This window comes from Collinsella aerofaciens (genome assembly GCF_039836695.1).
GTDB classification, from domain to species: domain Bacteria; phylum Actinomycetota; class Coriobacteriia; order Coriobacteriales; family Coriobacteriaceae; genus Collinsella; species Collinsella aerofaciens_BD.
In genome coordinates this window covers 1-16119 of sequence record NZ_JBDPAC010000031.1, presented here as the reverse complement: position 1 = coordinate 16119, position 16119 = coordinate 1, and the positions used below count along the sequence as shown (strand labels likewise).

Sequence of the window (16119 nt, the reverse complement as noted above, 5' to 3'; positions counted from 1 at the left end):
AGGCCTGGCGTTAGCATGTCGCGATTCAATCTCGAAAACGGCATTGCCCAGTTGACAAAACTATAGGAACACCCCCCATTTTTCGGTCCCACCTGTCACGTTATCAGGAGCCCGAAATCGAAGAGATGGTAAAAGCCGCTTGGGGCACATGTGGTTCCATATGCCCCAAGCGGCTATTTCGATTGCTTATGTCACAAAGAAACCTAGGTGACCTGTTTACACGCGCTAGCGCGCCGGGTCGATAGCCACCTTGCCGCTCTCCAGCACGTGGACGCGACCGTCGGCGAGCATTTGTACGACCTCGGGATACAGCACATGCTCGATCGCATGGATGTGCTCCTCGAGCGTGTCGACGTCCCAGCCCTCCTCAACAGCCAGCGCACGCTGGGCGATGATGGGGCCGTTGTCGTAGATCTCGTTGGCAAAGTGCACGGTCACGCCGGTCACCTTGACACCGCGAGCAAACGCATCGTCAATCGCATGGGCACCGGTAAAGCTCGGCAGCAGCGCCGGATGCAGGTTGACCACGCGATTGGGGAACGCCGCCAGCAGCGGCGTGTGCACCATGCGCATATAGCCGGCCATCACCACGTACTCGCAGCCGCGCTCGAGCAGCTCATGCGCGATGATCTCGTCAGCCGCGATGGGGTCGGCATAGATATCCTTGGACAGCGTGAGCGTCTGGATGCCCGCACGCTCGGCGCGCTGCAAGCCCTTGGCCGAAGGACGGCTCGACACTACAAGCTCAATCGAGGCGTTGAGCCTGCCGGCGGCGATAAGGTCGATCAGCGCCTGCAGGTTGGTGCCCGAACCGCTGATAAGCACGCCGATCTTGAGCGGCTCGGCCGTATCAGTGCCGGTCGGACGGGTGTAGGGCACAAAGCCCAGGCCCTCGGCAGCAGCCATCTGCTCGCTAGCGCTCATCGGAGTACACGACCTTACCGGAGCCCTCGACGCACTCGCCCACGCGGAACGGCTTCTCGCCCAGCGCGACCAGAGCCTCGGTCACGGCAGCCTCGTCCTCGGGGGCGACGATCAGGCACAGGCCGACACCCATGTTGAAGGTCTTGCATGCCTCGTTGGGCGCAAGCTCGGCCTGGCGCGACACGTAGGTGATGACGGGCGGAACGTCCCAACCCATCTCGGCGCCGTTGCGGGTGACCACGGCGTCGACGTCGTCGGCGAGCGCGCGGTTGAGGTTCTCGGTGATGCCGCCGCCGGTGATGTGGGCGATGGCGTGCACCGGAGCGCCACCGCGCAGCAGCTCCAGAATCGGCTTGACATAGATGCGCGTGGGGGCCAACAGGGCGTCTGCCAGCGATGCGCCGCCGAGTTCCTCGAGCGGACGGCTCAGCTCCTCGGCCTTAGCGGCGGCCTCGGGCGTGCCCGGCTTAATACCGTCGACGCCAATGACCTTACGCACGAGCGAGTAGCCGTTGGAGTGCACGCCGGTGGAAGGCAGGCCCAGGATCACGTCGCCGGGGCGGACGTTCGCAGGGTCGAGCATCTTGGGACGGTCGACGACGCCCACGGTAAATCCGGCAAGGTCGTAGTCGGCAGGAGCCATGACGCCGGGGTGCTCGGCCATCTCGCCGCCCACGAGCGCGCAGCCCGCGAGCTTGCAGCCGTCGGCCACACCCTTGATGATCTTTGCCATGTGCTCGGCCTCGATGTGGCCGATGGCAACGTAGTCCAGGAAGAACAGCGGCTCGGCACCCGAAGCCAGAATGTCGTTGACGCACATAGCAACCAGGTCCTGGCCCACCGTCTCGTGACGGTCCATGATCTGGGCGAGCACGAGCTTGGTGCCCACGCCGTCGGTACCGCTAATCAGAATCGGGTCTTCCATATCCTTAAGCGCGGCAGCCGAGAACAGGCCACCAAAGCCACCGATGCCGCCGATGACCTCGGGACGGTTGGTGTCCTTAACCATCTGCTTAATAGCGTCGACGGCGCGGCCGCCCTCGGCGGTATCGACGCCGGCGTCCTCGTACGTCACATGCTTGCTGTCGCTCATCTGAGCCTTCCTCTCCCACTACCGTCCGCCGCCCGGGCGCCAAACGGTGCTCATAGTTGCGTTCATTTCGGCGCGTGCCATAACAGCACGCGCCGTCATATCAACAAAACAGCAGGTAAAACCTACCAAAATAAACCTGTCCCTACATGGCAGGTTTTAGGCCTCGCCGTGCTCCTCTTCCCAGCTGCGATCGTCGTATTTCTCGACCACGGCGTCGTCATCAAAGTGCAGCGGCTTGTCCAGGTTGCGGGGCTTAAAGCCCTCCATGAACTTGTCGCGGCCAAAGCTCTCGGGAATCGCCACGGGGTAGCGGCCGGTAAAGCACGCATCGCAGTAACCGCCCTTGGGCATGACCTTAAGCAGGCCCTCGACCGAAAGGAAGGCCAGCGAATCGGCGCCGATATACTCGCAAATCTCGTCGACCGTCTTGTTGGCGCTGATAAGCTGCGACTGCACGTCGGTATCGATACCGTAGAAGCACGGCCAGATGACCTCGGGCGAGTTGATGCGGATATGAATCTCCTTGGCGCCGGCGTTGCGCAGCATCTTGACGAGCTGCACCATGGTGGTGCCGCGCACGATGGAGTCGTCGATGACGACCAGGCGCTTGCCCTCGATGTTGTCACGCAGCGGGTTGAGCTTCATACGCACGCCCATGGCACGCAGCTCCTGCGTAGGCTCGATAAACGTACGGCCCACATAGCGGTTCTTGATGAGGCCCTCGCCAAAGGGAATGCCACTCTCGTGCGAATAGCCCTCCGCGGGCGGCAGGCCGGAGTCGGGCACGCCGATGACCAGGTCGGCCTCGACGGGCTCCTCATGTGCCAGCTGACGACCCATGTCATAACGGCAGGCGTAGACGCTCTTGCCGTTCATGATGGAATCGGGGCGAGCAAAGTAGACCTGCTCAAAAATGCAGTTAGCAGGCTCTTCGGCGGCAGGCACGCCCTGCTCGGACACAAGGCCCTCGGCGCTGATGCGCAAAATCTCACCGGGACGGACGTCGCGGACGTACTCGGCGCCCACGATATCGAGCGCGCAGGTCTCGGAGGCAACGACCCAGCCGCCGGCGCGCGTGACATGGGTGGTGGCGTCGACCGTCGCGGCGCCGTCCTGCGACGGCAGCTGCGAAACGGATGCGGCATCGGCCTGGTCCAGGCCCTCATCCACCAGCTTGCCCAGCACGAGCGGGCGAATGCCGTGCGGATCGCGGAATGCGTAGAGCGCCTGCTCGTTGATGAGCGTCATGGCGTAGCCGCCGCGCACGAGCTCCATGGTCTTGCGAATGCCCTCGCGCAGATGGCCAGTACGCTGAGTAAAGTAGCCGATGAGTTTGGTCGCGACCTCGGAATCCGAGTTGGAGAGGAACGGTACGCCCAGCTCGATCAGCTGGCGACGCAGCTCGTCGGTGTTGACGAGGGTGCCGTTGTGCGCGAGCGCGATAATGACGCTATTGATGGTAGAGAGGTGCGGCTGAGAGGCTTCCCAGCTCTTGGCGCCGGCGGTGCCGTAGCGCACATGACCCACGGCCAGCTGACCGGAGAGCGTCGACAAGTCGGCATTGGAGAACACGCGGTCGAGCAGGCCCAGATCCTTGCGGACCATAACCGTACCGCCGTCACCAACGGCGATTCCCGCCGATTCTTGGCCGCGATGCTGCAGTGCACGCAGGCCAAAGTACGTCAGTCGAGCCACGTCGCGATCGGGCGCCCAGACACCAAAAACGCCGCATTCCTCATGCAGCTGGTCAGAGTCCGGATCATACGTCGACATGGCGTTCACCTGTCCCGCGGCACGCTCGGCCGCGCGGATGGTTTCTTGAGACATGGCATCCCCTCAGAGCCTCGTATTTTGGCGTTACCCGCCTTATTATACGCACGGCGCGACGCGCTCCCCCGCGCATGAGCAGCGCTTTTTAAAAGCCCACCGAGCTTATTATCCGTTTTGCGACCAAACATTTTATTGGGTAGTCCACTCTCAGGGGCAACGGCCTCGAAGACTTCCCGTGCGCCGTGTCTCGCCCGCGCTAGGGGCTACATTGTTGCAATTGGGACGTTCGTCCTGTCTTTTAGCTGGTCGTCGGCGTATCCTTGTAGGCTACTACAAGACGAGAAAGGTAGCGTATGGATCGAAATCAACTCGACCCCAGTGTCCCCAGCACCACGGAGGCCAAGAAGATCCCCCTTATCATCAAGGTCTACGCAGTCCTGTGCACCCTATCTGGCGTGGGCACGCTCCCGTCAGTCGCCGTCTTTATGTGGCAGGTCATCACCGCACTCATTAACGGCAACGTCGCCGCTAAGCTCGGTGATAACACCCTAGTCGCGGTTGGCCTTATCGTCGCCGGCATTATGCTCTCGGCAGCAAGCGCGATCATCTTGATCGTCTTTGGCCTGGACCTCATCAAGGACCAGCGGCGCAATGCCGCCCGCCTGTCTTACGTCCTCATCGCATTTACCGTCGTGGAGCTTTTAGTTGACGTGATGCTCCAGGGCATCGGACCCTTCCTGCTGCGCCCCGCCGTCCAGCTTGTCATCCTCATTGCGCTGTCGGCCACCGTCGACCCCACGCTACGCCAGGAGCGCGAACTGCAGCGCCGTCTGCAAGAGATGCTCGACCGCGATGCCGCCGCCGAGGGGATGCTCGGCCGCGACGAAACCGGCGAGGGCTACATCAAGCTCAACTACTTCAACCTGTTCTGGGTATTCTTCGTCTGCAGCGTGTTAGGTCTCATTCTCGAGGAAGTCTGGCATATGGTCGTCGTCGATCCCGGCGTCTATCAGGACCGTGCCGGTATGCTATTTGGCCCCTTTAGCCCCATCTACGGATTTGGCGCGGTGCTCATGACCATGGCGCTCAACCGCTTCTATAAAAAGAATCCTCTGATCATTTTCCTGGTAAGTGCCCTGATCGGCGGCGCTTTCGAGGTGTTTGTAGGCTGGTTTATGCAGACCTCATTTGGCGTGGTGTCGTGGAGCTATTCACACATTAGGCTATTCGGCATGCCCGATCCCATCGCGGTATTGACCGGGGGACGCACATGCACGCCGTTTGCCTGCATGTGGGGCCTGGGTGGCCTCATCTGGATCAAGGTCTTGCTGCCGCGCCTGCTTAAGCTCATCAATATGATTCCATGGAAACGCCGCTACTCTGCTACCGTCATCCTGACCGCCGTCATGTTGATCGACGGCGTCATGACGTTGCAATCGCTCGACTATTGGTATCAGCGCGTCAACGGAACCGTTCGAAATATTCCCGTCGCACAGTTCTATGACAAGCATTTCGATAACGAATATATGGAGAACCGTTTTCAGAGTATGACCATGAGCCCCAAGGACGCCACACGCGTGTAGCAAACGCCAGAGCAAAATAGCTCCAACACATCAAAGCCCGCTGGCAGATCTACATGAACTGCCGGCGGGCTTTCGCTATAGACAGACTCGGATTGCCGACGAGGCCTTACGCCTCGCGCTCGACCTCGCTCACGCACTCGTTCTTGATGGTGCCGACGAGCGACTGCAGCGCATCGACCACATGCGGGCGAATGTCTCCGCCAATGAGCACGAGCATGATGTCGTCGCCCACGGTAAGCTCGCCGCTCGCCAGCCACACGCGCACATAGCCGATACCCGGCATCGTGCGCGTCGCCTCGATAGCGGCCTGCACCTTTTCGGCATCGAAGCCAAACACCATGCCGCCCACCTTGTGGCCTGGCGCCACGCCATCGGTCTCGACTCCGCGCACTTCGGCCTTGGGCGTCGCGCGCACCACGCCGTTGTGTGTCAGGTACATCCCACAATCAGCCGCCGAAACATCGGCCTTGGCTTCGCGCAGCCAAGCATCAACCGAAGGCATCGATTTGCCGTTCTCAAGCATCATTTCTCCTTTCACCGTCATTGAGTAGCCCATAATCTATTCCTCGACCGGCGTGAGCACCATGACGGCACGTGTGTTGCTCAGCGATAACGAACGACAGGTCACAAGCGTTACGACCTTGGTTGCCGAAGCAGCACGATCGGTGGCATCGCTCGCCACGGCAGAGGCACCGTCGAGCATCTCGGACAGGTAGTTCTTGAGCCCGTCGTCGCCCTCAAAATTGGGTGTGCGCGCCTTGGCATACGTGTCCTCGACAACTTTGGTCGCCAGTGGTCGCAGTTTATAGGTGGCGTCGCGCGTGATGTAATACGCGTACTCTATGCTGTCGAACGTCACCTGATCGGTCGTGTCCGAGATCACATTGAACATCGATCCGTCGTTCATGTGGTGGCCGTAGATCGTGGTCTGCTGATCCACCATGCCCGGCGCGGTGTCATTGCTATCCAGGAAAATGGCCCCGGATGCATTGGCCGTACCGTCGAACAGCGTGTTGAGGTATTTGGAGTTGTTGTTGGTCTGCACCACGGGATAGTTGATGTTGGTTCCCGGCGCGTAAATCCAACCCACAACCTCGGGATTTGTCTGGGCAAGTGCATCGAAGTCGATAATCGGCACGCCGCTGGCGTCCTTATCGCTTACATATTGCTTCTCGATTTTCTGGTACGAATCGCTTGCCTGTTTATAGCCAATCTGAGCATTGATAAAGATGGCAGCGGCGGCAACAATCAGGCCGATGCCGATGATGATGAGCAGAATGGGAATAATGGAGCGGCGCTTTTTGCGCGGCGGCTCGGTGTAATCCGACGGCGCGGCATGCGATGAAGACCGGGGCGGCTTCTTAGCGTTGCTATAAGATGAAGGTCGATATGCGGCTGGCGCGTCCTGTCGACGATGCGTCGCCGGCGTCACGGGGCGCGGCGCGCGCGGCTGCTGAGGAGAGGATGTCCGACCCTGCTGTGCCGCATGGGCAGCACTCGGCTTCGACGGATCGGGGATCTGAGAAGCCTTGAATCGTTTTCCCTGATAGTCAGACATGGCTCTCCTTATACTGCGGTGAAACGGCGGAACGCCTAGGCGTCGGCCATCTCCTGCTTCATCTTCTCGATAACCTTGCGGTACTCGGGGTCGCAAGCGCCTAGAATCTGCGTGGCGTAGATGGCGGCGTTCTTGGCGCCGTTGATGGCAACGCAGGCCACAGGCACACCCGAAGGCATCTGCACCATCGACAGCAGCGAATCCATACCGCCCAGGTCACTCGTCTTCATAGGCACGCCGATAACCGGCAGCGGCGTGAAGGCAGCCACGACACCACCCAGGTGAGCGGCCTTGCCGGCGGCGGCAATAATCACTTTGATACCGCGATCGGAAGCAGTCGAGGCCCACTCATGGACCTTCGCCGGCGTGCGGTGTGCGCTCGCAATGACGAGCTCATAGGGCACGCCGAGCGCCTCGAGCTCGGCGGTGCAACCTTCCATAACGCCCAGATCGGACTTGGAGCCCATGATGATCCCGACAACCGGCTTCTGACCTGCCATAAACAAAGACCTCCTGTTGAGAGCGGCGACGCGGCGGATCCGCGACCCTTAACTACTGAGAGTAGTATAGCTGCTCCCGTCCCTGCGGTCTTTGTGGCGCTTCGCGGGCGGGCCAGGCTTTATCTTCACTCCGGTTGCTTCGCAAAGTCGTTCAGATAAAGCCTGGCCCGTCCGCGAAGCGCCCTGCGACCTACCGGGGATTGCTATGACGTACGTTGGCTGAAATAAAAAAGCGTGCCCACCGTCCTTGGGTGGGACGGCGGGCACGCTTGCTTAGTTGTCGCTGGGACTACTCAGCCTTATTGCGACGGTGGAAGAAGGCACCGATCGCAGCGATGATGGCTCCAAGGCCACCGACAGTCGCGACAGTTGCCGCCGTTTGATCGCCAGTAACGGGGATCGCCGAACCGTTCTTCTTGCCGCCCTGGGCCTTGTCGCCTGCGGGCTTGCCCGCCTGGCTGCCGCCGTTCGAGCCATTGCCGGAACCCTGGTTGCCCGAACCGCCCTGGTTGCCGGAGTCGGCATCCTTAAGGCCCTCGATGGCCAGCTTGAGCTGGTCATAAGCCGCCTGGAGCTGGGTGTCGGAAGCATTCTCATCACCCAAGACATCCTCGGCGTAGGTAATGGCATCCGTCAGGGCCTTGACGGACTCGGCCGTCTTTCCCTTGGTGTCAGTCTCCTTCGCCTGCTTGACCAGGGCCTTGAGCTGTTTCTTGGTCGGGTTCTCAACTGGGGTCACCGGGGTCTTCTCGAGCGCGTCACGGGCATCCTCGAGCGCCTTGAGTGCCTGGTCGACCTCGTCCTGCGTGGCGTTCTCGTCGCTCAGGATGGCGCGGGCGCTCGCCAAGGCGTTCTGGAACGCGGTCCAGGAAGCCTCGGTGTAGTCACTGGCCTTAAGGTCGCCGGCTGCAACCTCGGCATCCACCTTTTCAATCGCGGCAGTGAGGTCGTCCTTCGCCACCGGATCGGGAACGGCCGCACCGTAGAACTTGAGTTCCGCCATGCTGCAGTAGGCGTCAACGCTGCCACCGCCGGCGTGGAGCACCTTGACGGTCACGTAGCGACCGCGCGCGGCACCAAAGCTCATCTGCTTCCAGTCGCCACGGTCGGTGAGCACGCGGCCGTCGTTGTCGAAGGTAAACGTACCCATCGACGCGGCGGTGCCCATCTCATAACCGTCGGCGGTGTCGGAGACCAGCACCTCGGCCTCAAAGATATCGCCGTTCGTGCCGCCGTCCTGGCGCGGCAGGAACGTGACGTCGGTGAGATCGTAGTCGCGGCCCAGGTCGACGGTCAGGTGCTGGGGCATACCGGTCTTATAAGCATAGTCGCTGTGCCAGAGCGTCTGCTCATCGCCGTCAAGAGCGTTGACGGCGTTGCTGCCCTCATAGTCGGCCTCGCTCGAGAAGCCGGTCACCTTGACGTTCTCGCGGTTCTCGGGCGTGTTGATGAGCTTCTTCTCATCAACGGGGCGCATCTTGAGGCCGTCGATTGCCTTTTCGATCTTGGTCGTAGCGTCTGCGACATCCTTCTTGCTATAGCTGCCCTGGCCGCCGTCGAGAAGCTTCTGAGCCGCCTCGACCGCAGCGGTGAGAGCTGCATAAGAATCCTTGGTGTAGACGGACTCGCTGTAGCCCGCGGCCTTGGAAAGCGCCGCCATGAGCGCAGAGGTGTCGACACCAGCCTTGACCTCGACCTCATAGGATGCGGTCTTGGAGGGGTCGAGCACTGACGCCACCGTGATCGTTGCCTTGCCGGCCTTGTTGGCACGCAAGTAGTAGTTCACGCTATCGCCGGCCTGAACAGCGGAGACGCTCACCACAGAGGAGTCGGAGCTCTCGACCGTCACATAGGGGTAGCCGGCGCTCTCGGGCGTGGCCTTAGCGTCGACGAGCGTAACGTCGCCCTCAAAGAACTCGGTCTGGTTCTTGCCCAGCTCGATACCCTCGATGGCCTCGACACCCTGCGTGTAGTTGAAGTTGATCTCGCGCAGTGTGAGCATCTGGTCACCCGATGCCTCAAGCGGCGTGATCTCGACCTTAGTCGCCTTCTTGCCCTTGTTCTCGGCAGAGAGGCCAAAGGCGTAGCGAGCCTGGAAGGAATCGTACTCCCCACCCGCGAACTCCTGGGTCGAGCCATCCTCGAACGTCACGACGGCCTTGATCTTCTGCACGGTGCCGTTACCGCCGTCGCGGTTGACGACCTCAACGGCATCGAGCTTCGATGGTGTCTTAAAGGCAAATGTCATCGTGGTGGGAAGCTTCACGTAACTCGGAAGCTTGCCCTCGCTGTCCCAGTTGCCGCTCCAGTTCCACAGGAACTCAAAGCCGTTGTCGCCCTCATCGTTATCGAACAGCGCGTTATAGCTCTTCTGCTGAATAAGCTTCTCGACGTTGGAACCGTCGTCGGTCGTGAGCTCGTCGTTGGTCATCGTGATGTTGAAGGCATCCTGACCGTACTCGGCAACCGTGGGCTGCGGAACGTCCGGCATCGTCACGGTACCGTCACTCGTAAACTCGAGCGCATCGCACGCCGGACCGATGAGCCAAGACGTCGAGGGCAGTTCAACCTTGCCGGCCGTCTTGACCTTGAGTTTGAAGCTCGCCACCGCGCCAGTGCCGTTGTAGAGCTTGCCGTCGCCGCGGTTGGCAAAGGCGAGGTTGATGGTCTGTGTGCCGTCCGCGAACTGGACCTTCTCGCGCGACAGGTTCTCCATGCCGGCGGTCGAACCATCCTGCGAGATGCTCTCGGACACAAACTCAAACTGGTCACTCTTAAAGTTGACGAGCGCGCCCAGGGCGTTGACGTTCTTGGCGTCGGCCGCATAGACATCGACGGTGATCTCATCGCCGGCATCGACCTCGGTCTTGCTCGGAATCACCGCGAGCTTGCCGGCGACCTTGCCTTTCTGCTTGGTGCCGCCATCAAGCCCCGCCATGGTAAACGAGTAGTCGTAGACATCATAGACCCCGTTGCCGTTGAGATCGGCAAAGTGGTCGCGAATCTGCGAGTCGAACGTCGAGGTATCGGGCTCGCGGTTCTCGAGACCCAGATAATTCTTCATGTTGGAAAAGTCGCCATCGGAGATCGTTGCCTTGTTGAGGTTGGAACCCACAGCAAAGCCGTCCGTACCATCGGCCTTGTAGATGGCGATCTCGGACGCGGAGAAGAAGTTACCAACCGAAGCGAGCGGCGTCATACGCACGTAGCGTGCGGCCACGGCGCCGTCGAACGTCACCGTTTTGCAGGCGGCGGAGCGCTCCCAATCGACCTCCTGGCTCGTCCAATGGACACCGTCGAGACTCGTCTCGATGCGCATCTTGGTCACAGTGCCGTTGCCGGCGTCGGTACGCGGATAGTACTCGAGCTTGTCGAGCTTGTAGGCGCGGCCGTAGTCGACGGTGAGCGCCTTGCCCAGGTCGTTGCCGCCGGAGTGGAAGCCGCCGTCGCTCGTCTGGAACTCATGGTCGAAGGCGAGATCGGCCTTATGGCTGCCGTAGATCGAGCCCTCCCAGGTGATCTTCTCGGCCTCGGGCACGTTCCGCCATGGGTCGAGGGCGGAGTTCGCCGCGAGCACATCGCTCCAACGGGAGTAGCCCTCGGCGTTGCGCGAACGGATCTGGTAGGTGTGCTTGCTATTGTAGGCAAGATCGGTATGCGTGAATTCCGCTGCATCGCCCACGGCGAACACGGTGCCATCGACCTTAAGGTCGTAGGAGGTAGCACCATCGACCTTTCCCCAGGTGAGCTTAATGCTCGTGGGAGTCGTGGCGTCCTCGGGGGCAGCAAGGTTCGCTGGTGCGGAGAGGTTCTCGTTGAGGCGGTCGGCCGCGAGCGTGGCGTCGGCGTTCACGAAACCGCCCAGCTCGAGCGTCTGCTCCGCTGCAGCGACATCGGTCTTCGCAAACTTGACGTAGACCTTGGGGTTCGTGGTGATCTTAGTGTCGTTGAAGCTCTCGCCCTTCTCGGCCTCGGTGCTGTCCGCATCGCTGCCGTAGTGGTTGAGGTTGGGGCTTTCGTTGTAGAAGTAGACCGCTTGGCCAGCCTCGGGGGTCGCGGCGTCGAAAGCCTCCTGTGAGTCGACCTCGGTCACGTTGAGCGCAGTGCCGCCATTCTTGGCGATGACGCTCGCAGGCTTGGCGGACACGTTGCCCACAAAGGTCGTGGTACGGTTGGAATCGTAACCACTATAGCTGCCCTGGGACGCCGCAGCGGTAAAGGTTGCGGTGCCGCCCGTGGCCTTGGAGCTAAAGACGGTACTCACATGGTCACCGTAAGAGATATTGTCGATCGTGCCGTAGGCATTGTCCTCAGTCGTTTTGTTCTCGATGGAGGAGCCGTCGTCCTCGTACTGCGTGAAGCTGCCCTCACCCTCGGTGGCGAAGAACTCGACGATACGCTGGCTGCGGTCAGTGCCCTTGGTGTTGGTCTCGGTCACAGCCTCGGGGTTGTTGTTCTCGGCATACATCGGCACGATGGAATTGGCCTTTACAAAGAGCGGCAGCTTCCAGAGCGGAGCATCGTAGTTGTTGAGGACCTGGCCGCCGCGGTACTGCTTACCCGAGAAGTAGTCGATCCAGATGGTGGGATTATCATCGGTGCCGTAGTTGGGAAGGTAGATGCCGTTGCGAACGTCATTGCCCTTGTCATCTGCCTGGGTATCCTGATACACCGGCGCAACCAGGAAATTCTCACCGAACATATACTGGTACTGCGTCGAAGTGCTCGCGGCGTACTCGGAGTTGTCGGAGAGCAGCATGGCGCGGATCATGGGCAGGCCGGTATCGCCGTTACCCGTATCGATGTTGGCCGCCGAAGCCGCACTCGTGTAGATATAGGGCATGAGCTGCGCTTTGAGCTTGAGGTAGAAGCGCGAGATGCCCGTGTAGGGATCGCCGTGCGTCATGGGCGACTTGCGGTAGGTGCCCCAACCGTCCATGTCGAGCATAGAGGGCGTGAACGTCTTCCACTGGTAGTCGCGTGCCGAGATGATGGGGTCGCCGCCAAAGATGCCGTCCATGTCGGAGCCGATGTTGGGGTTGCCCGAAAGACTCTGACCGATATACGTGGGGATATGGAAGCGGATGTACTCCCAGTTGCCGCCGTACTGGTCGCCGGTCCAGATGCCGCCAAAGCGCTGCGTGCCGGCCCAACCATCGAGCGTAATGATGTTGGGGCGCTTGTTGGCGCCGGTCGTCACCGTGTCATAAGCCGTCTTGATGCCGTTAAGACCAAAAGAGTAGCCAGAGCCAACCCAGGCGACGTCGGTCTTGAGGGTAGTGATGCCTCCCGTCTTGACCTCGGCGTCGAAGTCGCGAAGCAGGTGCCACGGAGTCTCGGAGTTGCTATCGGGCTCAAGGTTGGACTGGGTCCACAGGCCCGTGCTCACGCCCTTGGAGTTAGCGTACTCGGTGAACTTCTTAAGGTTGTCGACGTTGGCGCGCACGGCGTTGAGGCGCTCGGCAGAACTCGTTCCGTCGGAGTTGACGCCGCCGGTCTTGTAGTAACCGTTCTGGCCATAGCCGGCACCGTAGCCGTCGTTCGGCAGGAACCAGCCGAGCGGCATGTCGTTGTCCTCGTAGTCATCGATAACCTGCCGGGCAGAGAACTGGCGGTCGAAATCGGTCGCCTTCATGTTCTCGGTATCGACCGTAGGACCTTCACCGTTGAGCGTCTCGGACGCAAGCGTGCCGTCGAGCTTGTAGCCCGTCGCCATGCCAGACTCGTACTTAACGTCGCCCTTCTCGCTCGAGGACTTGCTGCCCTTGGTCTCCCACTTCTTCTGACCCGAAGTCGTTGACCAGCCATCACGGTTATAGGCATTCAGATGACCCAGGTAGAAACCGTATTCGGGCAGCAGCACCGGATTACCGGTTACCTTGTAGTAGTCCTGCAGCATCTCGGTTGCCACGTTCGAGGCGCCATCGTTGGTCGCCACGAAGTAGTAGGCATCGAACTCATTCTCGCTGTGCGAAGTCGTGACCGTCGATGCATCCGTAGAACCGAAGTCGTAGGAACCTTCTGCGAACGTGTTTCGGAGCACGCCGTAGCCGTCACTCGTCCAATAGAACGGGTTGGGCGAAGCAACGCCGCCATCGGTCCAGTTGTTGGTGTTGGAGATGGCGATGGTCTGGTTGGTGTGCAGGAAGCGGCCGTTCTGAGTACCGCCGCCAAAGAAGTTCTCGGACTTCGCCTTGGCGAGCGTCTGGACGGTGCCCTTCTTATCAAGGTCGAGGGACGCGGACTCGGAGACCACGACACGGTCGCCCGACTTGATGCTCATCTTGCCAGTCGCCTTGTCCAGAATCACGGTCGCCTTTCCACCGGTGATCTCGATAGTGTCACCCTTGTCGACAACCGTCGCGCTCGGCTTGCTGTAGGTATCCGAGGTGTCGGGCTGGGCCTGAATCTTAGCCGTGTGGGACTTGCTACGCGGCGTGGCATACTCAGAGAACTCGCCTTTGGGGTCGACATTGTAACGGAAAATGCCGTCCTCTAGAAATGTGATACGGCCCTTGATGCCGTCGGCGAAATCGATGTCGACGACGTTCGAGGCGGACTGAGACACGGTCGCCGAGTCGACGCCCTTAAGCGGCGTGGCAATCGCCTGCTGGGGGCTAGCGAACACGAGAGTCGCCGCTGTTGCGACGAGGACCGCGCTTCCCTTCACCCACCGTTTCGTAAAAATGGAATTCCTACGCACCTGGACTCCTTCCCTCCGACATGCGGAAGTGTCGCGGACGCGCGCCCCGCAGCATGGGCGAACGCATCAACGGGGGGGGTGTTCGGTACATTCCGTACAATTGGCCCACCCGTTACCAAGGGGTCAACTGGTAGTAACCAGATAGCCACCTATAAGGTTGAATCAGCATACATGAGCAGTTGCGCAAATTAAGTTTGGAATTCTCCCAGCGGTATAAAAATGAACGTAGATGGCGAAGTGGGTCTAACCAACCATACCAATTGATTCTCCAGCCAGATACCACTTAAGCATAGTTTTACTTGTTTAACTGGTATTACATAACCAATACCTTTCCTCGGAAAACGGGCTTCGCGAATTATCCTGAGGGAAAGTCGTATCCGCCACCCCGCGACCCACCGGGAATTACCATGACGTACTTTGGCTGTTTTTGGTTGGAATGGAAGGTTGACGGAGGGTGGTGGGGTCGCGCGCGCAGACGTGGTGTAAGAGCGTCCTGAGGTCCGTCGCTGCAAGTCCCGATGTTACTCCTTCTTGAGGCCGTGCCTCTCGACTATCTCGTCCACTATCTCCCTGGCGCGCCGCCCGAGCGCGCGGCGCCTCCCCTCCGTCGGGGCCGGCCTGCCCGCGGGCTCGGCGAAGCCCCCGGCGGCCGAGGCCTCGGAGAACACGCGCTGCTGGGACCACTGCCCCTCGGTCTCCATGAGGCTCGCGCACGTCAGGCGCAGCATCGACTCCCTCGAGGGGAAGGACTGCACGACCCTGTAGCGGCGCTTGATCTCGCGGTTGGCGCGCTCCTGGACGTTGTTGGTGCGGAGCTTGGCCCAGTGCGCCCTGGGGAAGGCCGTGAACGCCAGCGCGGAGTCCTCGGCCCGCTCGAAGACCTCGCCGGCCCTGGCGGACACCGACGCCACCCAGGGCGCCGCCTCGGCCCACACGCAGCGCGCGAGGTCGGGGTCGTCCTGGTAGACCGCGGCGTGCACGAGCTCCCTGACGGCCGCCTTGGAGTCCTCGGGCCTGCCCGAGCAGGCGCTCTGGAGGTTGCGCTGCAGGTGCGTCACGCAGCGCTGCCAGGCGCAGCCTGGAACAGCCGCGAGACGGCGGCCACGAGCCCGGCGTGGCTGTCGGAGACCACGAGGCGCACGCCGGACAGCCCGCGCTCGCGCAGCCCGCCGAGGAATTCCGCCCAGGAGTCCTCGCTCTCGGTGTCGACCACGTCGCAGCCCGGGAAGTGCTTGCGCCCGTCGGCGCCCAGCCCGATCGCGGTCACGACGCCCTGCGAGACGACCGACGAGCCGACCCTGCAGCTCATGTAGGTGGCGTCGAGCCACAGGTAGCGGCACGGCGTGCCCGACAGGTCGCGGCGGCGGAACTCCGCCACCTCGGCGTCGAGGTCGGAGCAGAGTCTCGAGACCTCCGAGCTCGACAGCGAGGATATGCCCAGCTTGGACGCCACGCGCTCGACCTTGCGGGTGGACACGCCGCACACGTACATCTCCTGCACGATGGCGGCCACCGAGGTGTCGACGCGCGACCATCGCGCGAGCATGCCCTCGGGGTAGTAGGTGCCGTGCCTGAGCTTGGGTATCTCGAGCTCCACGTCGCCCACGGCGGTCTTGAGCGACCTGGGGCGGTAGCCGTTGCGGCTGTTCCCCCTGCCGTCGCTGCGCTCGTTGCGGCTCGCGCCGCACATCTGCTGGGCCTCGGAGTCCATCAGCGCGTTCATCACGCCGCCCAGCACCCTGCACGCGAACTCGCGCGCGTCGCCGCACTCCTGCCAAAGCCTCGCCGCCTCGAGGGCCTCGTCGCGGCCGAGGCGCAGTACACTCTCTTCTTGGGGCATCGCCTTTCCTTCCATTCGTCACCTTCATTACTCCAACGACGAATTCTAGGCGGTGTCCCCTCCCTTTCAAGAATCAGAACCACCCTTAAAAAGGGTGGTTTGCTCTTAGGGTATAACCCACGGGCCCCGGGCTCGCGTCTAAAGGCGC

8 protein-coding genes and 1 pseudogene are annotated in these 16119 nt (G+C 61.3%); 1 reads left to right on the top strand and 8 read right to left on the bottom strand.

From position 1 onward, the window contains the following. Nucleotides 1-225: 225 nt before the first annotated feature. From purN to ABG996_RS10080, 3 genes are all read right to left on the bottom strand, one after another. Entirely contained in the window at nucleotides 226-924 is a 699-nt protein-coding gene (gene purN, locus ABG996_RS10090; RefSeq protein ID WP_347479781.1) for a phosphoribosylglycinamide formyltransferase, read from the bottom strand. Beyond that, complete coding sequence (gene purM / locus ABG996_RS10085; protein WP_117655823.1) at nucleotides 914-2017, bottom strand: phosphoribosylformylglycinamidine cyclo-ligase; 1104 nt, start codon at nucleotides 2015-2017, stop codon at nucleotides 914-916. The genes purN and purM overlap by 11 nt, the downstream gene beginning before the upstream one ends. A 156-nt stretch (nucleotides 2018-2173) precedes the next feature. Next, nucleotides 2174-3844, bottom strand: a complete 1671-nt coding sequence (locus ABG996_RS10080; protein WP_148331751.1) for an amidophosphoribosyltransferase — start codon at nucleotides 3842-3844, stop codon at nucleotides 2174-2176. 296 nt (nucleotides 3845-4140) lie between these two features. Here ABG996_RS10080 and ABG996_RS10075 point away from each other — a divergent pair, with 296 nt between their 5' ends. Next, nucleotides 4141-5370 (top strand): putative ABC transporter permease, encoded by a 1230-nt coding sequence (locus tag ABG996_RS10075; protein WP_148331752.1) that lies wholly within the window; start codon nucleotides 4141-4143, stop codon nucleotides 5368-5370. A 106-nt stretch (nucleotides 5371-5476) separates the two neighbouring features. Here ABG996_RS10075 and ABG996_RS10070 read toward each other — a convergent pair whose 3' ends face one another. From ABG996_RS10070 to ABG996_RS10050, 5 genes and pseudogenes are all read right to left on the bottom strand, one after another. Next, nucleotides 5477-5926, bottom strand: coding sequence for a molybdenum cofactor biosynthesis protein MoaE (locus tag ABG996_RS10070; protein ID WP_347479782.1), 450 nt, complete (start codon nucleotides 5924-5926; stop codon nucleotides 5477-5479). A gap of 3 nt (nucleotides 5927-5929) precedes the next feature. Next, the gene (locus tag ABG996_RS10065; RefSeq protein ID WP_347479783.1) at nucleotides 5930-6928 is read right to left on the bottom strand and encodes a class B sortase; all 999 of its coding nucleotides are present in this window, start codon (nucleotides 6926-6928) and stop codon (nucleotides 5930-5932) included. 35 nt (nucleotides 6929-6963) lie between these two features. Continuing rightward, on the bottom strand, nucleotides 6964-7428 hold the full coding sequence (purE, locus tag ABG996_RS10060; RefSeq protein ID WP_227790608.1) for a 5-(carboxyamino)imidazole ribonucleotide mutase: 465 nt from the start codon (nucleotides 7426-7428) through the stop codon (nucleotides 6964-6966). 289 nt (nucleotides 7429-7717) lie between these two features. After that, nucleotides 7718-14056: a discoidin domain-containing protein gene (locus ABG996_RS10055; RefSeq protein WP_347479784.1), complete on the bottom strand. Its 6339-nt coding sequence runs from the start codon at nucleotides 14054-14056 to the stop codon at nucleotides 7718-7720. Nucleotides 14057-14652: 596 nt separating this feature from the next. Further along, nucleotides 14653-15842 (bottom strand): annotated as a pseudogene (locus ABG996_RS10050) (IS256 family transposase). Nucleotides 15843-16119 lie beyond the last annotated feature (277 nt).